Source organism: Nonomuraea sp. NPDC003727 (genome assembly GCF_053586935.1).
On sequence record NZ_JBSFNE010000001.1, the window covers coordinates 765,762 to 792,358 of the forward strand.

At 72.1% G+C, this 26,597-nt stretch carries 25 protein-coding genes; 13 read left to right on the forward strand and 12 right to left on the reverse strand.

Annotated features, from left to right (window positions below; all coding sequences use genetic code 11):
* Positions 1 to 38: 38 nt before the first annotated feature.
* On the forward strand, positions 39 to 2,000 hold the full coding sequence (locus ACWDLG_RS03735) for an NAD(P)-binding protein (RefSeq protein ID WP_449915643.1): 1,962 nt from the start codon (positions 39 to 41) through the stop codon (positions 1,998 to 2,000).
* A 66-nt stretch (positions 2,001 to 2,066) separates the two neighbouring features.
* Here ACWDLG_RS03735 and ACWDLG_RS03740 read toward each other — a convergent pair whose 3' ends face one another.
* Complete coding sequence (locus tag ACWDLG_RS03740; protein ID WP_449915645.1) at positions 2,067 to 3,038, reverse strand: acyltransferase family protein; 972 nt, start codon at positions 3,036 to 3,038, stop codon at positions 2,067 to 2,069.
* Between the two features lie 345 nt (positions 3,039 to 3,383).
* Here ACWDLG_RS03740 and ACWDLG_RS03745 point away from each other — a divergent pair, with 345 nt between their 5' ends.
* Genes ACWDLG_RS03745 through ACWDLG_RS03760 form a run of 4 tightly spaced genes read left to right on the forward strand, consistent with a single transcriptional unit; the run spans position 3,384 to position 6,766 of the window.
* Entirely contained in the window at positions 3,384 to 5,450 is a 2,067-nt protein-coding gene (locus ACWDLG_RS03745) for a sensor histidine kinase (RefSeq protein ID WP_449915647.1), read from the forward strand.
* On the forward strand, positions 5,447 to 5,848 hold the full coding sequence (locus tag ACWDLG_RS03750) for a roadblock/LC7 domain-containing protein (protein WP_354920435.1): 402 nt from the start codon (positions 5,447 to 5,449) through the stop codon (positions 5,846 to 5,848). Before ACWDLG_RS03745 ends, ACWDLG_RS03750 begins: the two co-directional genes overlap by 4 nt.
* Positions 5,845 to 6,207: a DUF742 domain-containing protein gene (locus ACWDLG_RS03755; RefSeq protein ID WP_449915649.1), complete on the forward strand. Its 363-nt coding sequence runs from the start codon at positions 5,845 to 5,847 to the stop codon at positions 6,205 to 6,207. Before ACWDLG_RS03750 ends, ACWDLG_RS03755 begins: the two co-directional genes overlap by 4 nt.
* Positions 6,188 to 6,766 (forward strand): GTP-binding protein, encoded by a 579-nt coding sequence (locus ACWDLG_RS03760; protein ID WP_354920441.1) that lies wholly within the window; start codon positions 6,188 to 6,190, stop codon positions 6,764 to 6,766. The genes ACWDLG_RS03755 and ACWDLG_RS03760 overlap by 20 nt, the downstream gene beginning before the upstream one ends.
* On the opposite strand, the gene ACWDLG_RS03765 is transcribed toward ACWDLG_RS03760, so the two are convergent.
* The 5 genes from ACWDLG_RS03765 to ACWDLG_RS03785 form a co-directional block, all read right to left on the reverse strand.
* Entirely contained in the window at positions 6,744 to 7,157 is a 414-nt protein-coding gene (locus ACWDLG_RS03765; protein ID WP_449915652.1) for a DUF742 domain-containing protein, read from the reverse strand. The genes ACWDLG_RS03760 and ACWDLG_RS03765 overlap by 23 nt on opposite strands.
* A complete protein-coding gene (locus ACWDLG_RS03770; RefSeq protein WP_449915655.1) occupies positions 7,154 to 9,595 on the reverse strand; it encodes a nitrate- and nitrite sensing domain-containing protein in 2,442 nt (813 codons plus the stop codon). Before ACWDLG_RS03770 ends, ACWDLG_RS03765 begins: the two co-directional genes overlap by 4 nt.
* Before the next feature lie 89 nt (positions 9,596 to 9,684).
* A complete protein-coding gene (locus ACWDLG_RS03775; protein WP_449915657.1) occupies positions 9,685 to 10,332 on the reverse strand; it encodes a DUF998 domain-containing protein in 648 nt (215 codons plus the stop codon).
* 379 nt (positions 10,333 to 10,711) lie between these two features.
* A complete protein-coding gene (locus tag ACWDLG_RS03780) occupies positions 10,712 to 11,107 on the reverse strand; it encodes a hypothetical protein (protein WP_354920452.1) in 396 nt (131 codons plus the stop codon).
* 37 nt (positions 11,108 to 11,144) lie between these two features.
* Positions 11,145 to 11,651 carry a VOC family protein gene (locus ACWDLG_RS03785; RefSeq protein ID WP_449915659.1) on the reverse strand — a complete coding sequence of 169 codons (507 nt, stop codon included), beginning with the start codon at positions 11,649 to 11,651 and terminating at the stop codon, positions 11,145 to 11,147.
* Positions 11,652 to 11,691: 40 nt separating this feature from the next.
* Here ACWDLG_RS03785 and ACWDLG_RS03790 point away from each other — a divergent pair, with 40 nt between their 5' ends.
* The 4 genes from ACWDLG_RS03790 (at position 11,692) to xylB (ending at position 15,000) form a co-directional block, all read left to right on the forward strand.
* Positions 11,692 to 12,141 carry a MarR family winged helix-turn-helix transcriptional regulator gene (locus ACWDLG_RS03790; protein WP_354920458.1) on the forward strand — a complete coding sequence of 150 codons (450 nt, stop codon included), beginning with the start codon at positions 11,692 to 11,694 and terminating at the stop codon, positions 12,139 to 12,141.
* A gap of 61 nt (positions 12,142 to 12,202) precedes the next feature.
* Positions 12,203 to 12,388: a hypothetical protein gene (locus ACWDLG_RS03795; RefSeq protein WP_449915662.1), complete on the forward strand. Its 186-nt coding sequence runs from the start codon at positions 12,203 to 12,205 to the stop codon at positions 12,386 to 12,388.
* Between the two features lie 66 nt (positions 12,389 to 12,454).
* Entirely contained in the window at positions 12,455 to 13,591 is a 1,137-nt protein-coding gene (gene xylA / locus ACWDLG_RS03800; protein WP_449915663.1) for a xylose isomerase, read from the forward strand.
* Positions 13,588 to 15,000 carry a xylulokinase gene (xylB, locus tag ACWDLG_RS03805; RefSeq protein ID WP_449915666.1) on the forward strand — a complete coding sequence of 471 codons (1,413 nt, stop codon included), beginning with the start codon at positions 13,588 to 13,590 and terminating at the stop codon, positions 14,998 to 15,000. Before xylA ends, xylB begins: the two co-directional genes overlap by 4 nt.
* Before the next feature lie 147 nt (positions 15,001 to 15,147).
* Here xylB and ACWDLG_RS03810 read toward each other — a convergent pair whose 3' ends face one another.
* Complete coding sequence (locus tag ACWDLG_RS03810) at positions 15,148 to 15,993, reverse strand: CPBP family intramembrane glutamic endopeptidase (RefSeq protein WP_449915669.1); 846 nt, start codon at positions 15,991 to 15,993, stop codon at positions 15,148 to 15,150.
* Positions 15,994 to 16,807: 814 nt separating this feature from the next.
* A complete protein-coding gene (locus ACWDLG_RS03815) occupies positions 16,808 to 17,203 on the reverse strand; it encodes a hypothetical protein (RefSeq protein ID WP_449915672.1) in 396 nt (131 codons plus the stop codon).
* 161 nt (positions 17,204 to 17,364) lie between these two features.
* Between ACWDLG_RS03815 and ACWDLG_RS03820 the strand changes: the two genes are divergently transcribed.
* Complete coding sequence (locus tag ACWDLG_RS03820) at positions 17,365 to 17,712, forward strand: STAS domain-containing protein (protein WP_354920474.1); 348 nt, start codon at positions 17,365 to 17,367, stop codon at positions 17,710 to 17,712.
* Positions 17,709 to 18,425 carry a glycosyltransferase family 2 protein gene (locus ACWDLG_RS03825; protein WP_354920477.1) on the forward strand — a complete coding sequence of 239 codons (717 nt, stop codon included), beginning with the start codon at positions 17,709 to 17,711 and terminating at the stop codon, positions 18,423 to 18,425. Before ACWDLG_RS03820 ends, ACWDLG_RS03825 begins: the two co-directional genes overlap by 4 nt.
* Positions 18,426 to 18,877: 452 nt before the next feature.
* Here the strand turns inward: ACWDLG_RS03825 and ACWDLG_RS03830 are convergent, their stop codons facing one another.
* From ACWDLG_RS03830 to ACWDLG_RS03840, 3 genes are read right to left on the reverse strand one after another with little or no spacing between them, the layout of a single operon-like run.
* Positions 18,878 to 19,816: an ornithine cyclodeaminase family protein gene (locus tag ACWDLG_RS03830; protein ID WP_449915675.1), complete on the reverse strand. Its 939-nt coding sequence runs from the start codon at positions 19,814 to 19,816 to the stop codon at positions 18,878 to 18,880.
* The gene (locus tag ACWDLG_RS03835) at positions 19,813 to 20,946 is read right to left on the reverse strand and encodes an aminotransferase class I/II-fold pyridoxal phosphate-dependent enzyme (protein WP_449915677.1); all 1,134 of its coding nucleotides are present in this window, start codon (positions 20,944 to 20,946) and stop codon (positions 19,813 to 19,815) included. The genes ACWDLG_RS03830 and ACWDLG_RS03835 overlap by 4 nt, the downstream gene beginning before the upstream one ends.
* Positions 20,943 to 21,587 carry a helix-turn-helix transcriptional regulator gene (locus ACWDLG_RS03840; protein ID WP_449915679.1) on the reverse strand — a complete coding sequence of 215 codons (645 nt, stop codon included), beginning with the start codon at positions 21,585 to 21,587 and terminating at the stop codon, positions 20,943 to 20,945. Before ACWDLG_RS03840 ends, ACWDLG_RS03835 begins: the two co-directional genes overlap by 4 nt.
* Positions 21,588 to 21,773: 186 nt before the next feature.
* Between ACWDLG_RS03840 and mptB the strand changes: the two genes are divergently transcribed.
* Positions 21,774 to 23,213 (forward strand): polyprenol phosphomannose-dependent alpha 1,6 mannosyltransferase MptB, encoded by a 1,440-nt coding sequence (mptB, locus tag ACWDLG_RS03845; protein ID WP_449915681.1) that lies wholly within the window; start codon positions 21,774 to 21,776, stop codon positions 23,211 to 23,213.
* Here the strand turns inward: mptB and ACWDLG_RS03850 are convergent.
* Positions 23,113 to 25,329, reverse strand: coding sequence for a hypothetical protein (locus tag ACWDLG_RS03850; protein ID WP_449915683.1), 2,217 nt, complete (start codon positions 25,327 to 25,329; stop codon positions 23,113 to 23,115). The genes mptB and ACWDLG_RS03850 overlap by 101 nt on opposite strands.
* A 68-nt stretch (positions 25,330 to 25,397) precedes the next feature.
* Here ACWDLG_RS03850 and ACWDLG_RS03855 point away from each other — a divergent pair, with 68 nt between their 5' ends.
* The gene (locus ACWDLG_RS03855; RefSeq protein ID WP_449915686.1) at positions 25,398 to 26,585 is read left to right on the forward strand and encodes a glycosyltransferase 87 family protein; all 1,188 of its coding nucleotides are present in this window, start codon (positions 25,398 to 25,400) and stop codon (positions 26,583 to 26,585) included.
* The last annotated feature ends 12 nt before the right edge of the window (positions 26,586 to 26,597 follow it).

Consider the following 26,597-nt stretch of genomic DNA (forward strand, 5'->3'; position numbering starts at 1 on the left):
ATAGCACGGCATTTCCCGCCTCTCGTCATGATCGGGACATGGAGATCGATCGGCACAGGGCGCGCGAACTCGGCATGGGCCGGCCCATCTCGCGCCGCGACTTCTTCGACGGCGTGGCCATGGCCGTCGGAGCGGCCGCGCTGGGATCGCTGGCCGGCTGCGGGGCCGCCGCCACCCACGGCGCGATCGGCACCGACCGGCTGGAGGTCCCGCGGGAGGCGAGGTTCCCTCCGGGGCTGAGCGGGCTGCGGGGCGACACCCCGGCGGCGATGAGCGTCCCGCACGCGCTGCGCGACGGCACGTTCTGGCAGTACGCGGGCGCGCCGCGGCCCACGGGCGAGAGCTACGACCTGGTGGTGGTCGGCGGCGGCATCAGCGGCGTGAGCGCGGCCTTCGAATGGCTGAACAATGACCCGGACGCCAGCATCCTGATCCTCGACAACCACGACGAGATCGGCGGGCACGCGCGCCGCAACGAGTTCGCCCCGCGAGGGCGCGCCGGATCGCTCATCGGGTACGGCGGCTCGCAGTCCATCGAGGCGCCCTCGGCGTGGACGGCCGAGGGCCGGATCCTGCTCGCCCAGCTCGGCGTCGAGCTGCGGGCGCTGGCGTCGTCCTTCGACCGCAAGCTCTACCGTGACCTGGGGATGACCGGCGGCGTCATGTGCGACAGGGAGAGCTTCGCCACGGAACGGCTCGTCAGGCTCACCGGGGGGCTCACGCCCGAGGAGCTGGCCGCCCGGCTGCCGATGGCCGAGCCGGCCAGGAAGGACCTGGTCAGGCTCTACACGAACCCGCCCGACTACCTGGCGGGCCTGTCGCGGGAGGAGAAGGAGGAGCGCCTGGCCGCCCTCACCTACTCCCGCTACCTCCTCGAGGTCGCCGGGGTCCATCCGGACGTGGAGCGGTTCTGCCGGACCATGTCGTGCGACGAATGGGCCTACGACACCACCGTCTTCGGCGCGATCGACGCCTGGGGCAGCGCGGACGGCTGGGACTACCCCGGCTTCCAGGGCCTCGGGCTCGACCGCGGCAAGCCGTCCAGGTTCAACTCGCCGAGCGTGGTCAAGGCGTGGGGCGCCGAGGACCCGGCCGTCCACCACTTCCCCGAAGGCAACCAGGCGCTCGTGCGGATGATGGTCGGCAGGATGATCCCCGGCTTCGCCACCGCGACGGACATGGACGGGATCACCACGGCCACCTTCGACTACGGCAGGCTCGACCTGGCGGCCAACCGGGTGCGCTTCCGGCTGTCCAGCCCCGTGGTCTCCGTCGCCAACGACGGCGACGCCCGCACCGCCGCCGGCGCGACGGTCGGCTACTTCGACGGCACGGCGGTCAGGACCGTCCGCGCCGGCGCGGTGATCATGGCCTGCTGGAACGCGGTGATCCCCTACATCGTCAGGGACCTGCCCGCCGACCAGCGCGCCGCGCTGCGCGAGGCGGTGAAGATGCCGCTGCTGTACGCCACGGTCCAGCTGCGCGACTGGACGGCATGGCAGCGCGTGGGCGTCCACCACGCGCGCTGGACCGGCGCCTACTGGTGCGTCTCGGAGCTGGACCACCCGGTCAGCACGCCGGGCTACGCCTGCCCGAGGGATCCCGGCGAGCCGATCAACGTCCACCTCGTCGCCACCCCGGCACGCTCCGGCATGGCGCCCGCCCACGCCGCGGTCGCCGGGAGGCACGCCCTGCTCAAGACACCCTTCAGCTACCTGGAGTACACCGTCCGCGACCAGCTGGCCCGGCTCCTCGGCTCCGGCGGCTTCGACCCCGCCCGTGACATCGAGGCGATCACCGTCAACAGGTGGGGCCACGGTTACGCGCCTGAGTACTGCCGGCCGTGGAACGCCTTCCATCCCGACGGGCCCTTCCCCGCCGAGACGGCGCGCAGGCGGTTCGGCAGGATCGCCATCGCCAACTCCGACTCCGTTCCCGCGGCCTACGCCGACGCGGCGATCACCGCCGCGCACCGCGCCGTGGGGGAGCTGCTGGTGTGAGGACGTGGCCGCGCGTTTCGCAGCCGGGTTCGCCCGGCGTCGTCACCCCGCCGCTCTGGCTGCGCGCTACCGCACGGGCCGCCGCAAGGCCGTGAACGCCCAGGACATCCGGGGCTCGACCGCCCAGCCGAAGGCCGCGCGGACCGGTGGCGTGCACAGCAGGGTCGCCACGACCACGCCGAGCGCGATCGACAGCGGCACCCCGAGGTCCAGGCGTTCGGCCACCTTCACCACGAACCCGTGCAGCAGGTAGGCGTACATGGTGGCCGCCCCGAGGCCCGAGAACCAGGTACGGCCCCGGGGGGTGACCGCCATGAACGCCGCCACCAGCACCGCTCCCGCCGCCAGCATCCCGAGCCTGATCAGGCTGCCGGTGACGTCGTCCACGCCGATCGCGGTGTTGGCGTGGCGCCACCTGATCCACTCGGTGGGCACGACGTCGTGCAGGAGCAGCGCGGCCGCCAGCCCGGCCGCGAGCGTCACCGCTCCGACGATCCTCATGGACGGCCTGCGCAGCAGCTCGACGTGTTCGGGCCTGAGCATGAGGCCGAGCACGTAGAACGGCAGCAGGCCCAAGGTGCGGTTCATCGACAGCTCGTCGGGCAGCGCGCTCGTGCCCGACAGCAGCGACAGGCCGAGCGCGACGGCCAGCGGCCGGCGCAGCTGCTGCCAGACCGGCGTGGACAGCCGCCAGAGGAAGAGCGACATCAGGAACCACGTCAGGTAGTACGGGTCGAGCAGGCTGAGCTCCAGCTTGCCGTACAGCAGCAGCCTGGGCACCGCGTAGGCCAGCTCGAACAGCACGTACGGCACCGCGAGCGTGGCGATCAGCTTGCGCGCCTTACCCGACGAAAAGGTGAAATTTCGTGACAAATAGCCGCTCAGGGTGATGAAGAGCGGCATGTGGAAGACGTAGACGTAGAAGTACAGCGCGTGGGCGATCGGGTCGTCGCGCAGGTCCTCGATCATGTGCCCGCAGACGACGAGCACGATGGCCAGGTACTTGGCGTTGTCGAAGTACGGATCCCTGTCGCTCACAGCCCACGGACCCTAGCCAGGCCACGGCGAACTCCGGGTGTCCGGCGACCGAACCCTTGTCGGCGGAACGACTTCGGGAAGAGCTGTCAGCGACCGGATCCGGAGCGTGACGCGAAAGCACAGGTCAGGGACGGCCGGCACGGATACCGGCCCAGCGGAATCCGGCGTCGGCCCCGATAATCACACTAATCATCAGGTTCCTCCACTGCGCCACCACCATAATCGGTGCTAGTCTCCTGTGCGATCTTCCGAGGCATATTTACACAAAGCGTGGAAATCGCCGCGGTACTCCGAGGTTGGGACATGGGCTCGAGAAACCGGTCGATTCGGTTCAAGATCTTTCTGTTGCTGCTCCTGCCGCTCCTGTCCCTGAGCGCGCTCTGGGGCTTCGTCCTCAACCTGACCGTGAGCGACGGCCAGGCCCTCCTCCGCGCCAACACGCTCTACGAGACCATCGGCGTCACCTCCACCGAGCTCGGGCTCCAGCTCCAGGCCGAACGGGCCGCCTCCGCCACCGCGCCGGCCAGACGCGGCCGGGAGCTCAGCGCCCAGCGCGAGCGCACCGACACCGCGCTGGCCGCCTTCACCACGGCCGTCGCCGCCACCGACGACGACAAGCTGCGCCAGCCGCTGCGCGACACCGCCGGCGAACTGGCCAGGCTCGACTCCATCCGCGCCGCGCACGACGCCGGGCTGGAGACCCGCCTCCACACCATCAACGCCTACAACCACCTGCTCGACACGCTGTTCCGCCTCTACGAGCAGCTGACCGCGGTCCCCGACCTGCCGATCTTCCAGCAGGCCGCCGCGCTGCAGGCGATGAGCAACGCCCGCGAGATCATCGCCAGGGAGAGCGCGCTGGTCGGCGCCGTCCTGGCCAACGGCAAGATGGCCGAGGCCGAGGCGGCCGCCTTCACCGAGTACGTCGCCACCCGCACGTTCCTGCACACCCGCGCGCTGGCGACCCTCGACACCGAGCTGCGCGCGCCCTACGACCGCTTCTTCTCCGGCCCCGGCTACTCCAGGTTCGCGCGGGCCGAGTCGCGGATCGCGATCACCGGCGCGGCGCCGCCCGACCCCGAGCAGTGGACGGAACCGGTCGCCGAGGTCACCAAGCAGCTCGACAAGCTCGGCGCCGCCTCCGCCCGGATCCTGGCCGAGCGGTCGGCGGACGTCTCGACCACCGTCATGGTCCGCATCGCCGTCGCGGGCGGCGTCGGCCTGCTCGCCGTCATCGCCTCGATCATCATCTCCGTGAGGTTCGGCCGCCGCCTGTCCTCCGAGCTCGCCGGGCTCAGGTCGGCGGCGCTCGACCTGGCGGAGGTACGGCTGCCGCGCCTGGTCGCCCGGCTGCGCGCGGGCGAGGAGGTCAACGTCAGGAAGGAGGCGCCGCCGTTCAAGGTCAGCGGGGCCGCCGAGATCCTCGACGTGGCCAAGGCGTTCGCCTCCGTGCAGCGCACCGCCGTCGAGGCCGCGGTCGGCCAGGCGAACCTGCGGCACGGCATCAGCCAGGTCTTCCTCAACCTCGCCCGGCGCAAGCAGGGCCTGCTCCACCGCCAGCTCGGCCTCCTGGACGGCATGCAGCGCCGTACGGACGACGCCGACGAGCTGGAGGACCTCTTCCGCCTCGACCACCTGACCACCCGCATGCGGCGGCACGCCGAGGGCCTGATCATCCTGTCGGGGTCGGCGCCCGGACGGGTGTGGCACGAGCCGGTGCCCGCCCTCGACGTGGTCAGGGCCGCCGTCGCCGAGGTCGAGGACTACACCAGGATCGCCGTGGAGCACATGCCGCGGGCCGCGGTCGATGGCGCCGCCGCCGCCGACATGGTGCACCTGGTGGCCGAGCTGCTGGAGAACGCCACCATCTACTCGCCGCCCAACACCACCGTGCAGGTGCGCGGCGACTCCGTCAGCAACGGTTACGTGATCGAGATCGAGGACAGGGGGCTCGGGCTCTCTCCCGAGGAGTACGCCCGGCTGAACGGCCTGCTCCTCAACCCGCCCGAGTTCGACCTGGCCGACAGCGACAGGCTCGGGCTGTTCGTGGTGGCCAGGCTCGCGGCCAGGCACGGCGTGAACGTGTTGGTCCGGGCCTCGCCGTTCGGCGGGACGACCGCTATCGTGCTGATCCCGCGCGGTCTGCTGGTGGAGCGGTCCGCCCTGCCTCCGGCCGAGCCGCCCAAGCGCGACAGGAAGCCCCTCGCGCTGGTCGGCGGCACGACCGCGACCCACAAGGGTCTGCCGAGGCGGGTCAAGCAGGCCAACCTGGCACCGCAACTGAAGGCCCCCGAGCCAGAGCCAGAGACACACCCGGAAAGATCGCCAGACGAGGTACGCGACCTGTTCTCCGCCTTCCAGCGGGGTACCGAGCGCGGCCGAGAAGTAGAAGCCCAGGAGGGGGACCTATGACGACACCCACTGCGAACACCGGCGAGCTGAACTGGCTCCTCGACGATCTCACGACCAGGGTGGGCGCCGTCAGACAGGCGGTGATCCTGTCCACCGACGGCCTGGCCGTCGGCTACTCGAAGGGGCTGTCCCGTGAGGACGCCGAGCACCTGTCGGCCGTCGCGGCCGGGTTCCAGAGCCTGGCTCGCGGCGCCGGGCGGCACTTCGGCGGCGGCGACGTGCGCCAGACCATCGTGGAGATGGAGGCGGCGTTCCTGTTCGTCACGGCGGCGGGGCAGGGCACCTGTCTCGCCGTCCTGGCCAACGCCGACGCCGACGTCGGCCACATCGCCTACGAGATGGCGATGCTGGTCAAGCGGGTCGGCCAGCACCTGTCGACTAATCCCCGTGTGCCATGAGCCAGTGGATGGACGAGGAGGCCGGACCCTTCGTCCGGCCGTATGCTCTGATCCGGGGTAGAACCCGCTCGTCAGGCGCCAACCTCGACCTGATCACGCTGGTGACCGCGACGGACCCCGCCTCAGGCGAGGGGCCCGTCGCGGGGCTCGGGCCCGAACAGGAGGCGATCCTGCGCGCGGCCCACACCCCCATCTCGGTGGCCGACGTGGCCGCCGAGCTCGACCTGCCGGTCGGCGTCGTCCGGGTCTTACTCGGCGACCTGCGCGACAACGGCCTCATCTCGGTGGCCGCCTCGGCAGGGCCACGTCCGAGTGAGCGCATTCTCAAGGAAGTGATCAATGGACTCCGGGCTCTCTGAGGACCCCGTTGCGCTGAAGATCCTCATCGCCGGCGGATTCGGCGTGGGGAAGACCACGCTGGTCGGCGCCATCAGCGAGATCAAGCCGCTGCGCACCGAAGAGGTACTGTCCGACGTCGGCGTCGGCATCGACGACCTCGAGGGCGTGGAGGGCAAGACCACCACCACGGTCGCCATGGACTTCGGCCGGATCACCATCCGCGAGGGCCTGGTCGTCTACCTGTTCGGCACCCCCGGGCAGGAGCGCTTCTGGTTCATGTGGGACGAGCTGTCCTACGGCGCGCTCGGCGCGGTCGTGATCGCCGACACCCGGCGGCTGACCGACTGCTTCCCCTCCATCGACTACTTCGAGCAGCGCGGCACGCCGTTCGTGGTCGCCGTCAACTGCTTCGACGGCACGGCCACCCACAGCGTCGAGGACGTGCGGATCGCGCTGGACCTGGACGACGACGTGCCGGTGCTGCTGTGCGACGTGCGCAGGCGGGCCTCGGCCAAGGAGGTCATGATCTCGCTGGTCGAGCACTCCCTGAAGACGCTCACAGCGCCCGGAGCCCGTTGATCACCTCACGCAGCAGGCTCTCCGTGGGAGAGGCGGCCGCCGGCACCGGCGGCCGCACCAGAATGAGCCCGTGATCGAGCAGGTCCCCCAGCAGTACCCGCACCACGCCCACCGGCAGCCCCGTCTCGGACGCGACCTCGACCACCGGTCCCGTACGGCTCCGCGCCACGCACTCGAGCAGCCGCCGGTGCTGCGAACCCAGATGGGCCTGCGAGGGCACCGGCCTGCCCGTCGAGGTGACCACGGCGAGCAGGTCGAGCGACGACGACGAGGGCCTGGTGCGCCCCCTGGTCATCGCGTAGGGCCTGACGACGGGCCCCGCGTCCTCGTCCACCCACTCCATCTCGGCCCCCCTGCCGTGATCGTCGATTGCCTCGCTCGGCTCGGTCATGACCCATCCTGTCCGCTGTCCTGACGACCGCGCTGCCACCCCGACTGCAAGGACGACAGCAACGCCCTGGTCTCCTCGGGAGAGCGCTCGTCGGCCTGCTGCTCTTCGGGCGGGGGGCTGGGTTGCGCCAGACGGGGCGGCAGGTTGGCCTGCCTGGTCCGGCGGGGAAGCACGTCGGGAACCTCGTCAAGGCCGGCCTGCCGCGTCCGGCCGGGAAGCACGGCGGGAGCGTCGTCGAGATTGGCCTGCCTGGTCCGGTGGGGAAGCACGGCGGGAACCTCATCGAGGCCGGCCTGCCGCGTCCGGCCGGAAAGCGCCGCGGGAGCCTCCTCGACGGGCTCGGTGAGCACCGGAGCGGCCAGCGGCCGCACCTTGACGGCCTCGAAGGGGCCCCGGGGCTGAGCGTCCTCGAACGGCCCCCTGACGGCGGGCTCGGGCGCCGGCACGTCGATCCGTTCGACGCTGACGTCCACCCTGCGGGAGGTCCGCGTCCTGCGCGGCAGGTCGGCCGCGCCGTCCTTCTTGATCGGGCGCACCCTGTCCTGGATCGCGGGGCCGTTCACCGGCTTGAGCGGCTCGATGAGCGCGCTCGGGACGAGCACGACCGCCGTCGTCCCCCCGTACGGCGACTGCTTCAGGGTCACGCTGATCCCGTGCCGGGCGGCGAGCATGCCGACGACGGCGAAGCCGAGCCGCTCGGTCTGCGAGGCGTCGAACTCCTGCGGGCCCGCGAGACGGTCGTTGATCGCCTGCCGGTCCCGGACGGACAGGCCGAGCCCGCGGTCCTCGATCTCGATCGCGTACCCCTTGGCCACCAGCTCGCCCCTGATCGACACCTCGTTCTCCGGCGAGGAGAAGACGGTCGCGTTCTCGATGAGCTCGGCGAACAGGTGCATGAGGTCGGCCACGGCGCCGCCGGAGACGCCCTGTTCGGGCATCGGGTAGACGCGGACCCTGGTGTAGTCCTCGACCTGGGCGGCGGCGCCGTTCAGCACGTCCTCGACGGGGATGGTGCCGCGCCACTTGCGGCCTGCCGTACCGCCGGACAGCAGCACCAGGCCCTCGGCGTGGCGGCGCATGCGGGTGGTGAGGTGGTCGAGCTTGAACAGGCTCTCCAGCGCCTCCGGGTCCTCGGCTTCGCGCTGCATGCCGTCCAGGAGCTTGAGCTGGCGCTGGAGCAGCCCCTGGCTGCGGCGGGCGAGGTTGCGCAGCGCCAGCGCGACGCCCTCCCGCAGCCTGGCCTGCTCGACCGCGGCGTGGACGGCGGTGCTCTGCACGCTGTCGAACGCCATGGCCAGGTCCTTGATCTCGCTGGTGGCGCGGGGCGCGACGACGATGGGCGGCGCCTCGGCCGCCACGTCCACGCTCTCGCCGCCGCGCAGCCGCGCGACCACGCCCGGCAGCCTGATCTCGGCCAGCTCCAGCGCGGTACGGCGGAGCGTGGCCAGCTCGCCGGTCACGACGCGGCCGACCCTGATGGAGATGAAGATCGAGAAGCCGACCGCGATGAGGCCGAGCACGCCGGCGACGGCCGCGCGCACCAGGATGGCCATGCCCGCGGGCTGCATCCTGCTCAGCAGGAGGGAGCCGGTGTCCCAGGTGCCCTGCTGGAAGGTCTTCAGCACGGGGTCGGCCGAGCCGCGCCAGTCGGCGACGTCGGCCCTGCCGCCCGCCAGTATCGAGGTGATCGCGCCCTGCAGGACGAGGTACTGGGGCGAGCCCGCCAGCGTGTCGAACGGGCGGCGCAGCTCGCCGTCCAGTTCGGTCCGCGCCTTGTCGAACTGCAGGACGCGGGCGCCCTCCAGCCTGGCCAGCAGCTCGCGGTCGCCGGGCATGATGGCGCCGCGCGAGGCGACGACGAGCGTGTGCTGGCGGTGCAGCAGCTCGCGCGCCTGCTCGGCCGCGATCAGGCCGCCGGCCTGCTGGTAGAGCGTGATGTCGGTGCTGAGGGCGAAGGTGCCGTAGAGACGGTAGATCGCGTCGGAGATCGCGGCGTAGTCGGTCACCAGCCGGGAGGGGGCCAGCAGGCCCTCGTCGGCCAGCCGGCGGATCTCCTCCAGCCGTTCGATCTGCGCGAAGACCACTCTGAGCTGGGCCTTCATGTCGGGAGAGAGGACGGCCTGCGTCTCGTCGGCGTTCGCGCCGGCGGCGAGCACCCTGCGCGCCTTGTCGGTCTCGGTGCGTGCGGCGGCCAGCGCGCTGGGGCCGGACGCGCTGCGCGCCAGCTTCTCCGCGGTGGCCAGCCGTTCGCGCTGGAGGTTGTACACCATGCCGTCGGCGCCGTTGATGACGCCGCTCCAGATGGTGTCGACCTTCAGGAGGTTCATCGCCTCACCGGCGGTGGTGCTGGCCGCGAATCCCCAGAGCGCGATGAGAGACACCAGGGGGACGACGAGCAGGGTAGCGATCTTGAATCGTATGGATCTGCTCGATGCCATGACACCCGCTCCCGTAGAGAGATCGCGGGAGAGAATAGCACCGAGCTTAGGAGAAAATCTTCTCCCATTCGTGAGAAAGTTGTGACATGTCAGGAAATTGGGGCAAGTGAGGCGGCTCGCGTCCTGACCCACTGCAGACGGACCAGCCGCGCCGCCAGCACCGCCAGCAGCGCGACCTCGGCCGCCAGCAGACCCCTCTCGACCAGGCCGATCATCACCCGGTCACCCGGCAGCGCCACGTAGGTGATGGCCAGCAGCCCCAGACCGCCCGCCAGCGCCAGCCACTCCACCGGCCTGGCCACCGCCTTCCACCTGTCGTCGGCGGCCAGCCTCGGCACCAGCAACGCCGCCGCGGCGGGCAGACTGACGAACGCCGCCACCGACACGTAGCGGTGGACCTGCGCGGTCACCGTCATGTCGGCGCCGATCGGCGTGGTGGGGATGATCGCCGCCACGACCAGAGCCCCGCTCCACACCGCCATGAGCCGTTCGGGCATGCCACTGACCGGCGCCCCCGCCCCCCTCAGGCCGGCCAGCAGCGCGAACGACCCCAGGCCCATCGCCGCCATCGCCATCTCCGTGCCGCCCCCGCGGTCGGCCACGGCGTACTCGCTGATCGTCACGTTCATCGGGTCGAGGTACGGGTCGGGGTCGAACTGCCCGACCACGATCGCGACGACCGAGAACAGGATCAGGGAGCAGGCGAGGAGCGGATACACCCTCTTCAGCGGGGCCATGGGTCGAGAATGCCCCGGCCCGTCCCGCATTCCATCCGGCGTCACCCCTGAGACGCCCCCGAGTCGACCCCGGCTTCTCTCCGGCCTCCGGCCCGCTCTTCCCGGCCCGCTCTCCCCGGCCCGCGGTCGCCGCTCTCCAGCCACCGGCCGCCGGCCTGCGGCTCCGGCCCCTGGTCACCGGCCGCTGATCTCCGGTTCCGGTCCCTGATCACCGGCCGCCGGTCCGCGGCCTCCGGTACGGCAGGCGGGGCCGAGGCCACCATGGTCACCGGTGACCGCCCGTCCATCACGCGTGCTCCAGCGGGACTCCGGTCACTCGCCGTCACGTCGTCCCGTGAACGCCCCCTCGCCCGTCCGGTGGGGCCGCGGCCTTCCTCCGTCAGAGCGCGTCGCGGCAGGCGCCGCACATGACCTGGCCGGAGGTGACCGTACCGGCGCAGACGTCCGGCCGGTCGGGATGCCGGAAGCACAGGCACTGGCAGGTGCTCGTCTGCTCCTCGATGTCCCAGGTGCCTTCGGGCTGCTCGCCGCCGAGGACGGTGTTGTCGAAGAAGTCGGCCAAGGGCCGCAGCACCGCCTCCCCGAGTGGCCGCAGGGCCTGCATGAACGTGGTGGCGAGCGGGCCGAAGGTCTCCGACATCTCCCGCAGGAACTCGGGAGTGGTGTCCGGTTTGGCCTCCGGAGGGGCCCAGCGCATGGAGTCCGCGCTCAAGCTCTCCCAGTCCTCCACCACGCCGTCGATGGCATCGAGCACGTGATCAGGGTCGCTTCGCATGGTCGCGCTCCAAACAGAGTGTTCGGATACCACCAGGTTACGCGAAGGACACTCCCACGCCCCCGCGCGTCCGCGCGCCGTAACGCTCGATCTCGGCGGCCAGGTCCAGCGGCTTGATGCTGGAGCGTCCCTTGAGCACCTCCTCGGTGACGAGCTCGGCCGGCAGCAGCCACGACACCTCGAACTCCAGCCCGTCGGGGTCCTTGGCGTACAGGGCCTTGGTCGTGGAGTGGTCGGACGCGCCCGCGAGCGAGCCGAGCTCGGCCAGCTTGACCGCGATGCGCTGGAGTTCCTCCAGCGTGTCCACCTCCCACGCCAGGTGGTAGAGACCGACGGTCGAGCGCCCGGCGGGCGAGGGGCCCGCCTGCGGGCCGATCTGGAACAGCCCCAGGTCGTGGTCGTTGCTGGAGCCGGCGGCCTGGAGGAAGGCGGCCCCGGGCATGCTCATGACCACGTCGAAGCCGAGGGCCTCGCGGTAGAAGGCGACACTGCGCTCGACGTCGCGAACGTAAAGAACCGCATGGTTCAGGCGTTGTACTGGCATACCACCCAATATAGATGAGAGTTCAAGTAAAGTGGAGAGCATGACCCGATGGCTGGACGACGACGAGCAGCGCACCTGGCGCAACTACCTGGCGGCGACCCAACTCCTCCAGGAGGCGCTTGACCGGCAACTCCAGCGCGAGGCCGGCATGCCGCACACCTATTACATGATCCTTGTGGCGCTCTCCGAGTCGCCCGGCCGCTCCATGCGCATGCACGAGCTGGCCCGTAGGGCGCAGGCCTCCCAGAGCCGCCTGTCCCACGCGGTGGCCCGGCTGGAGGAGCGCGGCTGGGTGCGGCGCAACCCGTGCGCGGCCGACCGGCGCGGCAACATCGCCGAGCTCACCGACGACGGGTTCGCGGCCCTGGCCGCCGCCGCCCCCGGACACGTCGAGGAGGTACGGCGCAGCCTGTTCGACGCGCTCACCCCCGAGCAGGTCACCCAGCTCGACGAGATCTCCGCGGCGGTGCGGAAAACGCTGGAGTCGTAGCGCGAAACTGTCGGCGGCACGCCGTACCGTACCCCGGGGATATCCACGAGAAGGGCGAGCCATGTACGACGACAAGCAACTCTTCCAGGCGGTCCACATGATCGCGGCCAGGTTCGCGGGGCAGCCGGTGCCGGTCGTGATGGCCGCCCTCAACACCCATCTGCCCCAGGCCCCCGGCATCTCCGCGCCCGAGATCCGCAGGATCGCCGAGGAGATCAGCGTGGGGCGCGACCCCTCCGGCCTGTGAGGTCTTGACCTCGATGGACATCCCGTCACACGATTAGGCGGTAGTCCAAACTAATTGGGAGGCGCCATGTACGAGCCCACCCCCGCGGACCGGTTCACCTTCGGCCTCTGGACGGTTGGCTGGCAGGCGCGCGACCCGTTCGGCGACGCCACCAGGGCGCCGCTCGACCCGGTGGAGAGCGTGCACCGGCTGGCCGAGCTCGGCGCCTACGGGGTCAGCTTCCACGACGACGACCTGCTGGCCACCGAGCCCGACCGCGAGAAGGCGGTGACGGCCTTCAGGAAGGCACTGGGCGAGACCGGGCTGAAGGTGCCGATGGCCACCACCAACCTGTTCACCCACCCGGTGTTCAAGGACGGCGCCTTCACCAGCAACGACCGCGACGTGCGCCGGCACGCCATCCGCAAGGTCATCCGCAACCTCGACCTGGCCGCCGAGCTGGGCGCGACCACCTACGTGTGCTGGGGCGGGCGCGAGGGCGCCGAGTCCGACGCGGCCAAGGACATCAGGTCCGCGCTGGCCCGCTACAAGGAGGCCATGGACATCCTGGCGTCCTACGTGATCGACAAGGGCTACTCCATCAGGTTCGCGATCGAGCCCAAGCCCAACGAGCCGCGCGGCGACATCCTGCTGCCGACGATCGGCCACGCACTGGCGTTCATCAACTCCCTCGAGCACCCTGAGATGGTGGGGCTCAACCCGGAGGTCGGCCACGAGCAGATGGCCGGGCTCAACTTCGTCCACGGCATCGCGCAGGCGCTGTGGCACGGCAAGCTCTTCCACATCGACCTCAACGGCCAGCACGGTCCGCGCTACGACCAGGACCTGGTCTTCGGCCACGGCGACGTGAAGAGCGCCTTCTTCCTGGTCGACCTGCTCGAGCACGGCGGCTACGACGGCCCGCGCCACTTCGACTACAAGCCCGCGCGCACCGAGAACGCCGCCGACGTGTGGGTGTCCGCGGCGGCCAACATGCGCACGTACCTGATCCTCAAGGAGAAGGCCGCGGCGTTCAGGGCCGACCCCGAGGTGCGGGAGGCGATGGCCGCCAGCAGGGTGTCCGAGCTGGCCGTCCCCACCCTCGCGCCCGGCGAGACCTACGACGACCTCCTGCGCGAGGAGGCGCCCGACGCCGCGCGCGGCTACCACTACAGCCGCCTCAACCAGCTCGCGCTCGAACACCTGCTGGGCGTGCGGACATGACTCTCGTCGCGGGGATCGACTCCTCCACCCAGAGCTGCAAGGTCGTCGTCAGAGACGCCGGCACCGGCCGTCTCGTACGGCAGGGCCGCGCCGCCCACCCCGACGGCACCGAGGTCGACCCCGCCCGCTGGTGGAACGCGCTCGAGACGGCCGTCGCGCAGGTCGGCGGCCTCGACGACGTGGCCGCCGTCAGCGTCGCAGGCCAGCAGCACGGCATGGTCTGCCTCGACGAGTCGGGGCAGGTCGTGCGCGACGCGCTGCTGTGGAACGACACCCGCTCGGCCACCTCCGCCGCCGAACTGGTGGCCTCGACGGGGGCGCAGGCGTGGGCCGAGGCGGTGGGCAGCGTGCCCGTGGCCTCGTTCACGATCGCCAAGCTCCGCTGGCTGGCCACCCACGAGCCGCAGCACGCCGCCCGCACCGCGGCCGTGTGCCTGCCGCACGACTGGCTCACCTGGCGGCTGGCGGGCGCTGCCGGGCTGGAGGGCCTGGCCACCGACAGGGGCGACGCCTCAGGCACCGGCTACTGGTCGCCCATCACCGGCGACTACCGCCCCGACCTGCTCGAGGCAGCTTTCGGCGCGGTCCCGCTGCTGCCCCGCGTTCTCGGCCCGCACGACTCCCCCGGCGTCACCGGCGCCGCCGGCCTCCCACCGGGGATCCGCCTGGGGGCGGGCACGGGCGACAACATGGCGGCCGCCCTCGGCGTCGGCGCCCTGCCCGGTGACGTCGTGGTGTCCGTCGGCACGTCGGGCACCGCGTTCGCGGTCGCCGACACACCCAGCCGCGACGCCAGCGGGATGGTGGCGGGCTTCGCCGACGCCACGGGACGCTTCCTGCCCTTGGCGTGCACGCTCAACGCGGCCAGGGTCCTCGACGCGGCGGCCGCGATGCTCGGCGTCTCGCTGGACGAGCTCGGCTCGCTGGCCCTCCAGGCGCCGCCGGGGGCCGAGGGGCTGACGCTGGTGCCGTACCTGGAGGGCGAACGCACCCCCAACCTGCCCGAGGCGACGGGCGCCGTCCACGGCCTGCGGCTGTCCACGTCGACACCGGCCCACCTGGCGCGGGCGGCGGTCGAGGGCATGCTGTGCGGCCTCGCCGACGCCCTCGACGCGCTCGGCATGTCGCCGGAGCGGATCCTGCTCATCGGCGGTGGCGCCCGGTCGACGGCGGTCAGGCGGATCGCCCCCACCGTGTTCGGGCGGCCCGTGATCGTCCCGCCGCCCGGCGAGTACGTCGCCGACGGGGCCGCGAGGCAGGCGGCATGGCTGCTCTCAGGGGGCGCGGAGCCGCCCACGTGGTCGGTGGGCACACCCGAGGTCCACGAGGCCGACGTCACCCCGGGGCTGCGCGAGCGTTACGCGCAGGCCAGGCGGATGACGTTCGGCGGCGAGCAGCCGACGCGCTGACAATTCCCGCCCGCGGGGCCTCGCCGACGGTGGCTCACCGACGCCGGACCTCGGTCGCTGGGGCGCACCGACGCCGGACCTCACGACCTCGGGACCTTCCTCACCGTCGCCGGACCTCACCGACGGGGGTCGCACCGACGCCGGACGTCACGCCTGCGGGACCTCATCGGCAGGGGCCTCGCCGACGCCGGACCTCGGTCGCGAGGCCCCGCCGGCGGAGGCCTCACGGCCGCGGGACCGCGCGCCTGCGCCGAGCGTCACCGCGACCGCGACGGCCGTCACGATCGCTCCGGTGACGACCGGGTCGAAGTGCGAGCCGTCACGTGGGAACAGGGCGATGCCGAGGTTGGTCATGGCGTGCACGACGATGCTGGTCAGGACGCTCCCGCCGGCGTTGACGTAGACCCGGACCATGACCACCCTGAGCGCGACGGTCATCAGGAACTGCCCCGCCACCCAGCCGGGAGCGTGCGTCTGGGCCCACGGCACGACATGCCACAGGCCCCACACCGCCCCGATGACGACACCGGCGACCGTCGGGCCCCATCGCGCCCGCAGCGGATCGACGGCGTACCCCATCCAGCCCAGTTCCTCGGCCGCGGCGGCCACCAGGAACAGCACAAGCAGCACCGGCACCGACGCCCACGAGATCGCGGCCGGGGGCAGCACGTCCCCTCGCAGCGACAGCACGCCGTACGACAGGAGCAGCACCGCGGGCATCAGCAGCACGGCGACAGCGAGCCAGGCCCGCGACTCGATCTTCCGGTGGTCGACCGCCCTGCGCAGCAGTTCCCCGACGCCCGCACGGCCGTGCTCCCGCACCGTGAGGATCACCGCGGCCACGAGCGGCGCCACGAACATGAGCGCGCTCACGGGCAGGCCCATCGGCATGCCCTCGGGACTCTCGACCAGCGCGCCGACCACCCAGAACGGCACCGAAAGCCCGAAGATCAGCACGAATAACGCCGACGGCGACTTCCTTCGGACGTTCACGCGACCTCCCAGCCTCTGCCCCTCGAGGATGCTACGAGGCGGCCTGCCCGGCCCCTTGGGCGCGTCCTTTGTGGCGTTCGCGTACCGTGCGCCCTCACAGGGCTCGACGGCACCTTCATGACCGCGCCGACCTCGGACAGCGCGACCGTTCGATGGAAGATCGCACGACATCGTGGGATTCATCCCGCCATCGGCTCCCGCCGACCAGCCGCCACCCGACCCGACGACGACGCCGACCGGTGACCGTCCACCACCAGACCCGCACCTGGCATCAACCGCCGGACCCGCAGCCCCGGGCCTCGCATCCCACGTCACCGAGCAACCGGCAGCACCGGGGCCGACGGGGGTTCGCCAGGTCTGCTCGCGAAGATCGTCGGCCTCGACCGGCGAGCAGGCGCGGAACCGGATCCGGCGGTGACGGCGGGCCGTGGACGTGGAGGCGGGGCGCTGCGCTTCAGGTGGTACCACGTGGGCGCGAAATCCGTGGGGGGAGAAGCAGCGCGGGTGCCTGCGAGTCGGGCAGCCGATGTCCGGTCGGTAGGGCTCAGGTCGCGGCCAGCGGTCCTCGATCCGCCGGGTTCCCGAGCAGGAGCCCGGTCCCGGCGAGCCGTGCTGTCTGAGGAGGAGCCGCGTTCCTGACAGGACGCGTTCCCGAGTGGAGCAGCGTTCCCGAGTGGAGCAGCGTTCCCGAGGAGAGGCTGCGGTCCCGGCGAGCCGTGCTCCTGGGGAGGAGCCGCGGGCCCAAGTGGAGGCCGCGATCCTGGGAGTCATGCTCCTGAGGAGGAGCCGCGGGCCCGAGAAAGGGGCCGGCCCGTCAGGCCGACTCCGGCAGGCCGCACGTTTCGGCGAAGGAGTCGGTGAACGCCCGGAAGGTCGGGCACGGCCAGCGCCACATGCAGCTGCGGCACCGCAGGATCGGATGCGCGGCGTCACTGGTGATGCCGCCCGCGTCACGCGGCTGGTGCAGGTCGATCAGGCGCAGCCCGAGCTGCGTGAAGGTGATCAGATCGTCGCGGGCGTCGGCGAGGAAGTCGAGATCCTCGGACGCCAGCCGGGTACGGACGGGGACGAACCCATCCAGATTGACCAGACCGCGCAGGCGGCTGGTCTCCTCCCGCCATGAGGCGGACTTCTCTGCGCGGATCAGCAAAACCTCCAGGTGTTCACGTAGTCGCCGGCGGCGCGGGTCTTCTAGGTGATCATCAGTCATCGAGTTCTCCCCCTCGACATGCCTGGCCACGCCCCTGTTTCATAGCGTCAAGCTTCGCGTACTCTGCGTTTTCATGGGGCCGAAACGGGGGACAAAAACCCGACCTCCCCCTATCGGCGTGAGAACGTGACCCAGAGCCTCAGCGCCGCTAGCCTGCCCATGTGGAGCTCAAGGTCTCGACTCGATCACATGCCGGCCACGCCCTTGTGGAGATCGCCGGTGAAATCGACCTGTACACGGCGCCCCGCCTGCAGTCGGAGTTCACCCGGCTGCTGCAGGAGGGGCCCAGCCGTGTGGTCATCGACATGTCCCTCGTGGATTTCTGCGATTCCACGGGGATGAACGTGCTGCTCTCGGCGCTCAAGCGGGTGCGGGAGCGGGGCGGGCAGCTGGAGGTGGCCGCGCCGCGGCCTGCCGTACGGAAGATTCTGCAGGTCACGGGCCTCGACTCGGTCTTCACCGTGCACGAGGAAGTCCCCGAGGAGCTGCTGATCTCCGAGGGCTCGTGACCGGCGTAGCGGTCGTCATCCCGGCCAAGGATGAGGCCGAACGCATCGGCGCGACCGTGGCCGCGGCCACGAAGCTGCCGGGCGTCGACCTCGTCGTGGTCGTCGACGACGGCTCGACCGACCAGACGGGCAGGGTGGCGCGCGCGGCGGGTGCCAGGGTCGTACGGCACAGCCGCAACCGCGGCAAGGCCGGGGCCATGGAGAGCGGCGCCGAGGCGGTACGGCTGCTCGACGGGCCGACGCCTCGGCACCTGCTGTTCCTGGACGCCGACCTCGGCGACACCGCGCGCGCCGCCTCCGCACTGGTGGAGCCGGTGCGCGCGGGAGAGGCGGACATGACCATCGCGGTCTTCGCCACCCGGGTCAAGCTGGGCGGTCACGGCATCGTGGTCCGGCTGGCGCGCGACGGGATCAAACGGGCGTCAGGGTTCTCGGCGGCCCAGCCGCTCAACGGCCAGCGTTGCCTGACGCGGGACGCATTCGAGGCGGCCCGCCCCCTGGCGCATGGGTTCGGCGTGGAGACGGCGCTGACCATCGACCTGGTGCGCAAGGGGTTCCGGGTGGTGGAGGTCGAGGTGGACATGGCGCACCGCGCGACCGGGACCGACTGGCGGGCGCAGTTGCACAGGGCCAGGCAGCTCAGGGACGTGGCGCGCGCGCTCGCCACCCGGGAGCCGATCATCAGGGACAACCTGGCCAAGATCCGCCTCTGAGGTCGCCGGCCCCGCGGATCCCGCTAGCCGCTCCGCGGCCGGCCGCCGCCGCTTGCCCGCGCACTGGGCCGCCTGTGCGCCGCGGCCCCACGCCGCCCGGGCGCCGCCGCCGTCCACCGGTATGGCGCGCTGTGCTGACCCCGCCGCCCGCCCAGCACCCCGTCGCTACCCCGCCCGCACGCCCCGCAAGGACGCCGCCCGCACATACGCGCCCCGCAAGGACGCCATCCGCACATACGCGCCCCGCACGCACGCCATCCGCACGCACGCGCCCCGCATGCACGCCCATCCGCACGCACGCGCCCCGCAAGCAACGTACGCGCCCCGCACGCACGCCACCCGCCCACGCCGCGCTTTCCGGAACCCCGCCCCGCACGCATGCCGCCGTCTGCGAGTCCGTCGTCCGGGCTGTTCGTGTACGGGGTTCCGGGCAGGGCGGTGAAGAGTGGTGGCTAGGGGGCGCTGTTGATCAGGGCCGAGGCGAGGACCGCGTCGAGGGCGCCGACGCCGGTGAGGTCGGCGACCGTGACGGCCGTGGCCGATCGCCGCACCGGGCCGGCCAGGACGGCTCCCGCGGCCGTGTCGGCGTGTTCGGCCACCGCCCCCGCTCGCACCGCGTGGCCGTAATCCCCGTGGTGCAGGCACTGGGCGTGGTCGTCCGTCACGATCGTCTCCGCCCGGCGGAACAGGTCGGCCGGTAGTTCGTTCTTGTGCGGCATGTCCGCGCCGACGCCGGTGACGTGGGCTCCCGGCCTGACCGCCGCGGCGTCCAGCACCGGCGCGGTGGCGGGTGTCGTGGTGATGACGATGTCGGCCCCGGCCGCCTCGCCGGCGGAGGCGGGCCTGGCCGCGTACCCGCGTTCGCCGAGCCAGTCGCACAGCGCGGCCGCCTTGGCCGGGGTCCTGCCGTGGACCAGCACGCCGGTGAGGGGGCGCAGCATGCCCAGCCATTCCACCTGCAGCCTGGCCTGCTCGCCGGTGCCGAACACCCCTACCGTGTCCGCGTCGGCCCTGGACATCGCGTGGGTGACGAGCGCGCCCGCGGCCGCCGTACGCCAGGCGGTCAGCCGTCCCCTGTCGTCGAGGACGGCCCGCACCTCGCCGGTGTGCGCGCTGACGACGCAGACCAGCCCGTGGTTGGTCGGAAGGCCGCGGTCGGGGTTCCGGTAGAACCCAGAGATGATCTTTACGACGAAGTCGTCGGCGCCGGTGATCCACCCCGCCTTGACGTGGCAGTCGCCTTCCGCCTCGGGGAAGTCCAGGTGGAGGGGCGCGGGTACGGTGGTGCGGCCTTCGGCGTGGGCGATGAGCGCGGCGCGAACCGTGTCGAGGACGGTGGCCGGTCGGGCCGCCGCCTCCAGCGCTTCGAGGCCCAGGACGGTGACGGTCATCGGCGGCCGCGCAGCCATGCCGCGAAGGCGTCGAGCGCGGGCTCGGGATCGCGACGCCCGACGCCGATGCGGAACCGGTCGGTGGGCGTCGCGGTGAGCTCGGAACGGTAGACGCCGGCCGGCAGCAGCAGGACCCCCGCCTGTTCGACCAGGTCGGTGCAGAAGGCTTCCACCCCGTCGCGGCCCAGGTAGCGGGGGTAGGCCACGCAGCCGCCGTCGGGCGCCCGCCACTGGAACAGCTCGCCGAACTCGGCGAAGAACGCGTCGAACACCGGAAGGTTGGCGGCGATGATGCCGCGGTTGCGGTCCAGGATCCGCTCGCGGGCCTTGACGGCGATGCGGGCGAGCACCTCGCTCGGCGCCGAGTTGCAGATCGTCGTGTAGTGCTTGGCGCGTTCGAGCCGCGAGCGCAGCTTCCTGTCGCGGCAGACGATCCAGCCGATCCGCAGTCCCGGCATGCCCAGCGACTTCGAGGTGACGTTCAGCGACAGGGCGCTGTCCGACAGGTCGGCCGCCTGCGGCAGGGTGCGGGAGGGGTCGAGTTCGAGCCCGCGGTAGACCTCGTCGCTGAACAGGTGGATCCCGCGCTCGTCGCACAGTCGGGCCAGGCGGGTGAAGCCCTCCGCGTCGATGATCTTCCCGGTCGGGTTGTTGGGGAAGTTGACGGACACCACCCGGGTGTTCGGGCGGAGGGCCGCGACGACCTGGTCCAGGTCCAGCGCCCAGTCGCGTTCCTGGTCCAGGGCGACGCCGGTCACGTCGCACAGCGAGAGCGGCACGGTCTCGGCGGACTGGTAGTTGGGCGTGACGACGACCGCGTGGTCACCGGGCCCGAGCAGGACCTGCATGGCCACGTACAGGGCCTCTTCGGCGCCCGCGAAGCAGATCACGTCGTCGGCGTCGGCGTGGGTGTAGGTGTCCGCGACGGCCTGCCGCAGGGCCGGGTCGCCGAAGGTCTCGGTGTAGCCGAGCGACAGCGTCTCCCAGGCGTGGCGGTCCTGGTCGTCGGCCAGCGCGAGCAGTTCGGTCATGGTCATCGTCTGGGCGTCGGAGGCCGTCAGATGGTGGCGGGCGGTGAACTCCCAGCGCGAGAAGTAGGTCTCCAGCCGGAAGTCTGGCAGTCGGGTCACGAGTCGTTCCTTTGCACCTTGAGCTCGGCGAGCAGGGCGTAGAGGGTGGAGCGCGACACCTTGAGCGCGCCGGCGACGACGGGGGCCGCCCGCCGTACGGCGAACACGCCCGCCGCGTCGAGCTCGGTGAGGACGGCGAGGCGGTCCTCGCGCCCGAGGCGTTCGACCGGGCGGCCGCGGTCGCGGACGAACGAGCCGATGATCTGGTGCACCCGCTCGACCCAGTCCTGTTCGAACAGCGCCTCGGGACGTGGCCGCACGGGTGCGGCGAAGCCCGCCAGCAGCGCGGCTGCCTGGTCCAGGGGGGTGCGGTCGAGGTTGACGCACAGGAGGGCCGACGGCCGCCCGTCGGGATCGCGCAGCACGGCGCTGACCGACGACAGCCGGCGACCGTCGGCGAGCAGCTTCTGGTACGGGCCGTAGACGTCGTGGGCCGACGGATCCAGGCCGTCCAGCTCGCCCAGCAGGGAGGGGTCGCCGGCCGTGCGGTTGCTCATCGGGTTCCAGATGGCCAGCACCTGGTCATGTGCCACGTCGTGCAGGACCACTTCGGCGTAGGGGCCCAGCAGCAGGGCTATCGCCTGGCACACCGGCGCCCATGTCCGTACGCGCGGGTCCGCGTCATCCGCCACCATCTCCATGTTTGGACTATACGTCCAGACTGGACATTCAGTCCAGACAGTGGTTGCCCGCGGCAGGCGGACCCGGTGGCAGCGGGGCCGAGGGAGCGCTGGGACCGGGGGAGCCGCCCGGTCCGAGGTTCGCCGCGGAGGGGCGCGGTGTGGGGTCCGGGCGCGAGGGCGGCGATGATGTGCTGGAATTTCCGGGTGACATCGCAGGCGGGAACCGAGCCGAGGCCAGGGCTGGCCACGTTCGCCGCTCCCCTGCTCGTCGGCGTGTCGGTCCTGCTGACCGTCACGATCGGGCTGCTCGGCCCCTCGGCGATGGTCCCCGGGCTCGCCGGTCCCGCCTGGCAGCCGCCGTACTGGCTGGCCGCCGGCCCCGCGCCGCACCTCGTCATCGCGCTCGGCGCGACGGCCGTCGTCACCGGCGGGCTCGGGCTGGCCGTCGGGCTGCTGCACCTGCGCGGCGGCGGCCGGCTGCCCGCGCGCGGCCTGGTCATGGCCGGGTACGGCGCCGCCGTGGCGCTCGCGTTCCTGCCGCCGTCCGGCTCGGCCGACCACCTGAACTACGCCGCCTACGGGCGCATGGTCACGCTCGGCCTCGACCCCTACGCCCACGGCGCGGTCGACCTGCCCGGCGATCCCGTCGCGGCGGCGGTGGAGCGACCCTGGCGCGAGGAGCCCAGCGTCTACGGGCCGGTCGCCACGGCGGTCCAGGCGCTGGCGAGCTGGATCGGCGGCGACTCCGTCCGGTTGACGATCTTCGTTCTGTCGCTCGTCAACGCCGCCGCGTTCATCGCCACCGGGCTGCTCCTCGACCGTTTCACCCGCGCCGACCCCGTGCTGCGGTCACGGGCGGCGCTGCTGTGGACGGCCAACCCGCTCCTGCTGTACCACCTCGTCGCCGGGCTGCACGTCGACACGCTGGCCATCGCCTTCATGGTGGCCGCGCTGATGCTGAACGGCACGCCCGCGGCCGGGGCGATGCTCGGGCTCGGCGTGGCGGTGAAGCTCAACGCCGGCATCGTGGCGCTCGGCCCGGCGTGGGAGCTGCGCCGCCGTCCCGGGCGCCTGGCCCTGGTCGCGGGGACGGCGCTGGCCGTGGCGGCGGCGGGCTACCTGTGGGCCGGCGCCCACGCCTTCGACCAGGTGAGCAGGGCGGGCAAGGCCATCTCGCTGGCCTCCTACTGGCGGATCGTCCAGGGCTGGCTGCAGGCCGTCGTCGGCACGGGCAGCGCCTACCGGGGCGAGATCCAGGTCGGCGCGTTCGTCGTGATGGGGCTGCTGGCGTGGGCGCTGTTCAGGCTCCAGCGGCCGCCCGCCGACGCGGTCAGGGTGGCGGCGGTGCTCGTCGTGGCGTACGTGTTCGCCACGCCGTACATCCTGCCCTGGTACGACGGGCTGGCGTTCGCGCTGGTGGCCATGTGGGCGGTGGCCGGGGTCGAGCTCTTCCTCGTCGCCCACCTCACGCTGCTGTCGCTGGCCTACCTGCCCGCCAGGGTCGACGGCCAGCCCGCCGACCTGGCGTGGCTGACGACGGTCGTCAGGGCGCAGGTGGTGCCGTGGCTGCTGCTGGCGCTGACGGCGGCTCTGGCGTGGTGGGCGTGGCGAGCTGGAGGGCGCGCACGCAGGCGGCCAGCGTGAGCGGCACCGCGACCGTCAGCGCCATGGCGGGGATCGCGATGCCGGAGTCGTTGACAAGGAATCCGACGAAGGCGCACGTCAGCGCCCCGAACAGCCCGGCACGCAGGGTGGGCGCGAAGCCGTAGGCGCGGCCGAGCGCCGAGGCGCCCCACCGGGATGGCCGGTCCAGGACGAAGAACAGGAAGGCCAGCGCCACCAGCGACAGCAGGGTCAGCTGCCAGTTGCCCACGGTGATGCCGATCATCGAGCTGAACTTGCGCCACACCACGGCCGGCGCCTGCCCGTCGATGATCTGCTGGACGAACGTGCCGAGGTGGGTGCGCTGGTCGGCGGGCCGCAGCCAGTCGGCGAAGGCGATGGCCCCGATGAGGGCGGCGCCGGCCAGCCCCACCAGCAGCAGCTTGACCAGCGACACCCGGCGGCCCGACAGCAGGATGAGGAAGACGGCCAGCCCGATCACGAACGCCGGCACCCCGCCGAAGTCGGCGCCCCAGCCGGGCCAGCCGTCGGCGAACACGGCGAAGCCCCCGTAGGCGGCGCACAGCAGCACGACCAGCGGCCTGGACAGGCGGCCGAGCAGCCAGGAGGCGACGCCGGCCAGCGCGAGGATCGTGCCGGTCGCGCACACGGCGAAGGCGATGTTGCTGAAGCCGTAGAAGCGGCCGCCGGTGACGGGCTCGTAGCCGGTGACGGCGTTGACCTGCAGCCGGGACCCGGTCATGACGTCGACGACCAGCGCCAGCGAGGTGATGCCGGCCACGACGGTGAGCGGCCCGAGCACGTGGGACCGCCAGGGGCCGGCGAAGGCGAGTCCGGTGATAAGCCCGGCGATGGCCACGATGGTGACGATCACGGCGAGCATCGGCCCGCCCACGCTCCACCACGGCACGAGCTGGGCCAGGAAGGTGGACACCGCGACGGACCCGCTCAGCACCGCGACCACCTGGACGGCGACGAGCACCCGTGAGGCGGCCGCGTCGGGTACGGCGGCGGAGGCGGCCCCGTCAGGTACGGCGCCGGAGGCGGCCGACCTGCGGCGGCGCAGGACGATCGCGGCGACCGCGTAGAAGAGCACCTGCACCGCCACGAAGACGGCGAAGAACGGCCCTCTCACCTCGCGCAGCGTCTGGCTGGCCCGGTTCTGGTCGGTGAGCGTGGCGGCGGTCTCGGCGACGGTGGGCGGCGCGGCGCCGTCGTTCTCCCACGTCCTGCCGACCACGCCGGTGGGGCGCTCGATGCCGAGCAGGCGCAGCGCGGTCGCGGTCACGTCGGTGATCGTGACGAGCCCGTCCTGGCGGGTGGAGGCGGCGGTCAGCAGGCCGTGGCGGAACGGCGCGCCCTCGGCGACGGCGACGTGGAGCTGGGCGGCTCCCGAGGTGTCGGACAGCCCGGCGACGAGGATCGTGGTGCCGGGCGGCAGCCGGTCGACGAAGGCGCCGATCTGGTGGTCGGCCTGGGCGGCGGCCGTCAGCCGTTGCGCCGGGTCGAGGTCGGCGGGGACGCCGTCGGCGTCGCGCGGCTGGGTGTTCCAGACGTCGGCGAGCGCGCCGGCCTCCATCACCAGCAGGTCGAAGTTGGCGGGATCGGTCAATTCCTCGGGGGTCGCCGCGTAGTGCGGCACCCGCCCCGCCCTGTCAGCCGCGGCCAGCGCCGCGCCGGGCCCGACGGCCGCCACCCTGCCTCCCGCGTCGGCGACGGCCTGGCCGAGCGTGCCCGGCACCGCGTCGTAGCCGGTCGTCCCCTGGAAGGCGGTCAGCTCGGCCCAGCCAGGGACGACCCCGCCGGCGGGAGGACGGGGCAGCTCGCAGCCTGGCGCCCCGGCCCGCTGACCGGCCGACACCGTCAGCCACCCGGCCATCGGGCACGCGGTGCCCCGGTTCGGCGGCGGCACCACCCGCGTCGACAGCGACGCGGACGCGCCCTCGCCGACCAGTCGCCACAGCGTCGGGGTGAGCCTGGCGTCCAGCACGTCGCTCCACTGCAGCCCCGGCACCCCGATGAGCGCCACCCGCCCCCGCGCGGTCGCCCCGGCCGCCGGTGAAGGGCTCGCCACCAGGACGGTGGCGAGCACGGCGAGCAGGCCCAGGCACAGGCGTGCCAGGGTGCGGTGCGGCATGGCGGGACCCCCGTGGTCGTAGCAGTCGGCGCGCTCGATCGGTAGCAGCCACGGTAACGTGCCACATCGTGACAGGTGGTGCAGTGCCCGCGCTCGGGCGACGATGGTGGCTGTGGCCGCTGGCCGTGGCGCTCGTCGCGCTGGCGGTCTGGCCGCTGGTCGAGACGTGGCTGACAAACGCCGGCGACCAGCGCCTGGTCGACCTCGACGTCTACCGTACGGGCGGGCAGATGGTGCTGGAGGGCCGGCCCGTCTACGACTTCTTCACCCCGGCCCCGCAGCTGCTGCCGTTCACCTACCCGCCGGTCGCGGCGCTGCTGGCCGTACCGCTGGCGTGGATGTCGTGGGAGACCGCGCAGTGGGTGTGGACGGCCGGGATCTACGCCGCGCTGGCCGTGACCGTGGGCTTCGCCTTCCGGCCGGTCGTCAACAGGAACCCGCTGGTGTTCGCGTTCCTGATGGTGGCGTGCGCGTACCTGATGCCGATCCGCGACCAGGTCCGCTTCGGGCAGGTGGACATCCTGCTGGTGGCGCTGTGCCTGGCCGACTGCGCGGCGAAACGGCCGTGGTGGCCGCGCGGCCTCCTGATCGGCCTGGCCACGGCGGTGAAGCTCACCCCCGGCGTCTTCCTGATCTACCTGCTCGTCACCCGGCAGTGGAAGACCTTCTGGATGGCGACGTTCAGCACGGCGCTGTTCACGCTCATGCCGTTCGCCGTCATCCCCCGCGACGCGGTCGACTTCTGGTTCAGGGCGCTGCTCGACCCCGAGCGCCTCGGCGCCAACGCCGCCACCACCAACCAGTCGATGCGGGGCATGCTCATCCGGCTCTACCTCGACCCCACGCTGACGTCGATCCTCTGGCTCGCGCTCGTGGCCGTCGTCGGCTGGTACGGCTTCCGCTTCGCCAGGCAGGCCCTCGACAGGGGCGACCTCATGACCTCGGTGGCGCTGGTCGGGCTGATGGCCGTGCTGCTGTCACCCGTGGCGTGGATCCACCACCTGGCCTGGGTGGTGGTCGTCCTCGGCGCGCTGGTGGGCAACGGCCACGACGTCGTACGGCTGCGCGTGGCGGTCGGCGTGTGGCTCTACTACGTGCTGCCGATCCCGTGGTGGGGCGTGGCGATCAAGGCGGCGGAGATCCCCGTCGTGAGCCCCGTCGTCGGGAAGATCGTGCAGAACGCCTTCGGGCTCGGCGCCGTCGCGCTCGTCTGGCTGCTTGGCGTCTGGTTGCCCAAACGGCGCCAGATCTTGTGACACTCTTGGTGA

Coding starts and splice junctions, on each gene's coding strand:
- ACWDLG_RS03735 (WP_449915643.1), top strand. CDS start 39: ATGGAGATCGATCGGCACAGGGCGCGCGAACTCGGCATGGGCCGGCCC.
- ACWDLG_RS03750 (WP_354920435.1), top strand. CDS start 5,447: ATGACGACACCCACTGCGAACACCGGCGAGCTGAACTGGCTCCTCGAC.
- ACWDLG_RS03755 (WP_449915649.1), top strand. CDS start 5,845: ATGAGCCAGTGGATGGACGAGGAGGCCGGACCCTTCGTCCGGCCGTAT.
- ACWDLG_RS03760 (WP_354920441.1), top strand. CDS start 6,188: ATGGACTCCGGGCTCTCTGAGGACCCCGTTGCGCTGAAGATCCTCATC.
- ACWDLG_RS03765 (WP_449915652.1), bottom strand. CDS start 7,157: ATGACCGAGCCGAGCGAGGCAATCGACGATCACGGCAGGGGGGCCGAG.
- ACWDLG_RS03770 (WP_449915655.1), bottom strand. CDS start 9,595: ATGGCATCGAGCAGATCCATACGATTCAAGATCGCTACCCTGCTCGTC.
- ACWDLG_RS03775 (WP_449915657.1), bottom strand. CDS start 10,332: ATGGCCCCGCTGAAGAGGGTGTATCCGCTCCTCGCCTGCTCCCTGATC.
- ACWDLG_RS03780 (WP_354920452.1), bottom strand. CDS start 11,107: ATGCGAAGCGACCCTGATCACGTGCTCGATGCCATCGACGGCGTGGTG.
- ACWDLG_RS03785 (WP_449915659.1), bottom strand. CDS start 11,651: ATGCCAGTACAACGCCTGAACCATGCGGTTCTTTACGTTCGCGACGTC.
- ACWDLG_RS03790 (WP_354920458.1), top strand. CDS start 11,692: ATGACCCGATGGCTGGACGACGACGAGCAGCGCACCTGGCGCAACTAC.
- ACWDLG_RS03795 (WP_449915662.1), top strand. CDS start 12,203: ATGTACGACGACAAGCAACTCTTCCAGGCGGTCCACATGATCGCGGCC.
- xylA (WP_449915663.1), top strand. CDS start 12,455: ATGTACGAGCCCACCCCCGCGGACCGGTTCACCTTCGGCCTCTGGACG.
- xylB (WP_449915666.1), top strand. CDS start 13,588: ATGACTCTCGTCGCGGGGATCGACTCCTCCACCCAGAGCTGCAAGGTC.
- ACWDLG_RS03815 (WP_449915672.1), bottom strand. CDS start 17,203: ATGACTGATGATCACCTAGAAGACCCGCGCCGCCGGCGACTACGTGAA.
- ACWDLG_RS03830 (WP_449915675.1), bottom strand. CDS start 19,816: ATGACCGTCACCGTCCTGGGCCTCGAAGCGCTGGAGGCGGCGGCCCGA.
- ACWDLG_RS03840 (WP_449915679.1), bottom strand. CDS start 21,587: ATGGAGATGGTGGCGGATGACGCGGACCCGCGCGTACGGACATGGGCG.
- ACWDLG_RS03850 (WP_449915683.1), bottom strand. CDS start 25,329: ATGCCGCACCGCACCCTGGCACGCCTGTGCCTGGGCCTGCTCGCCGTG.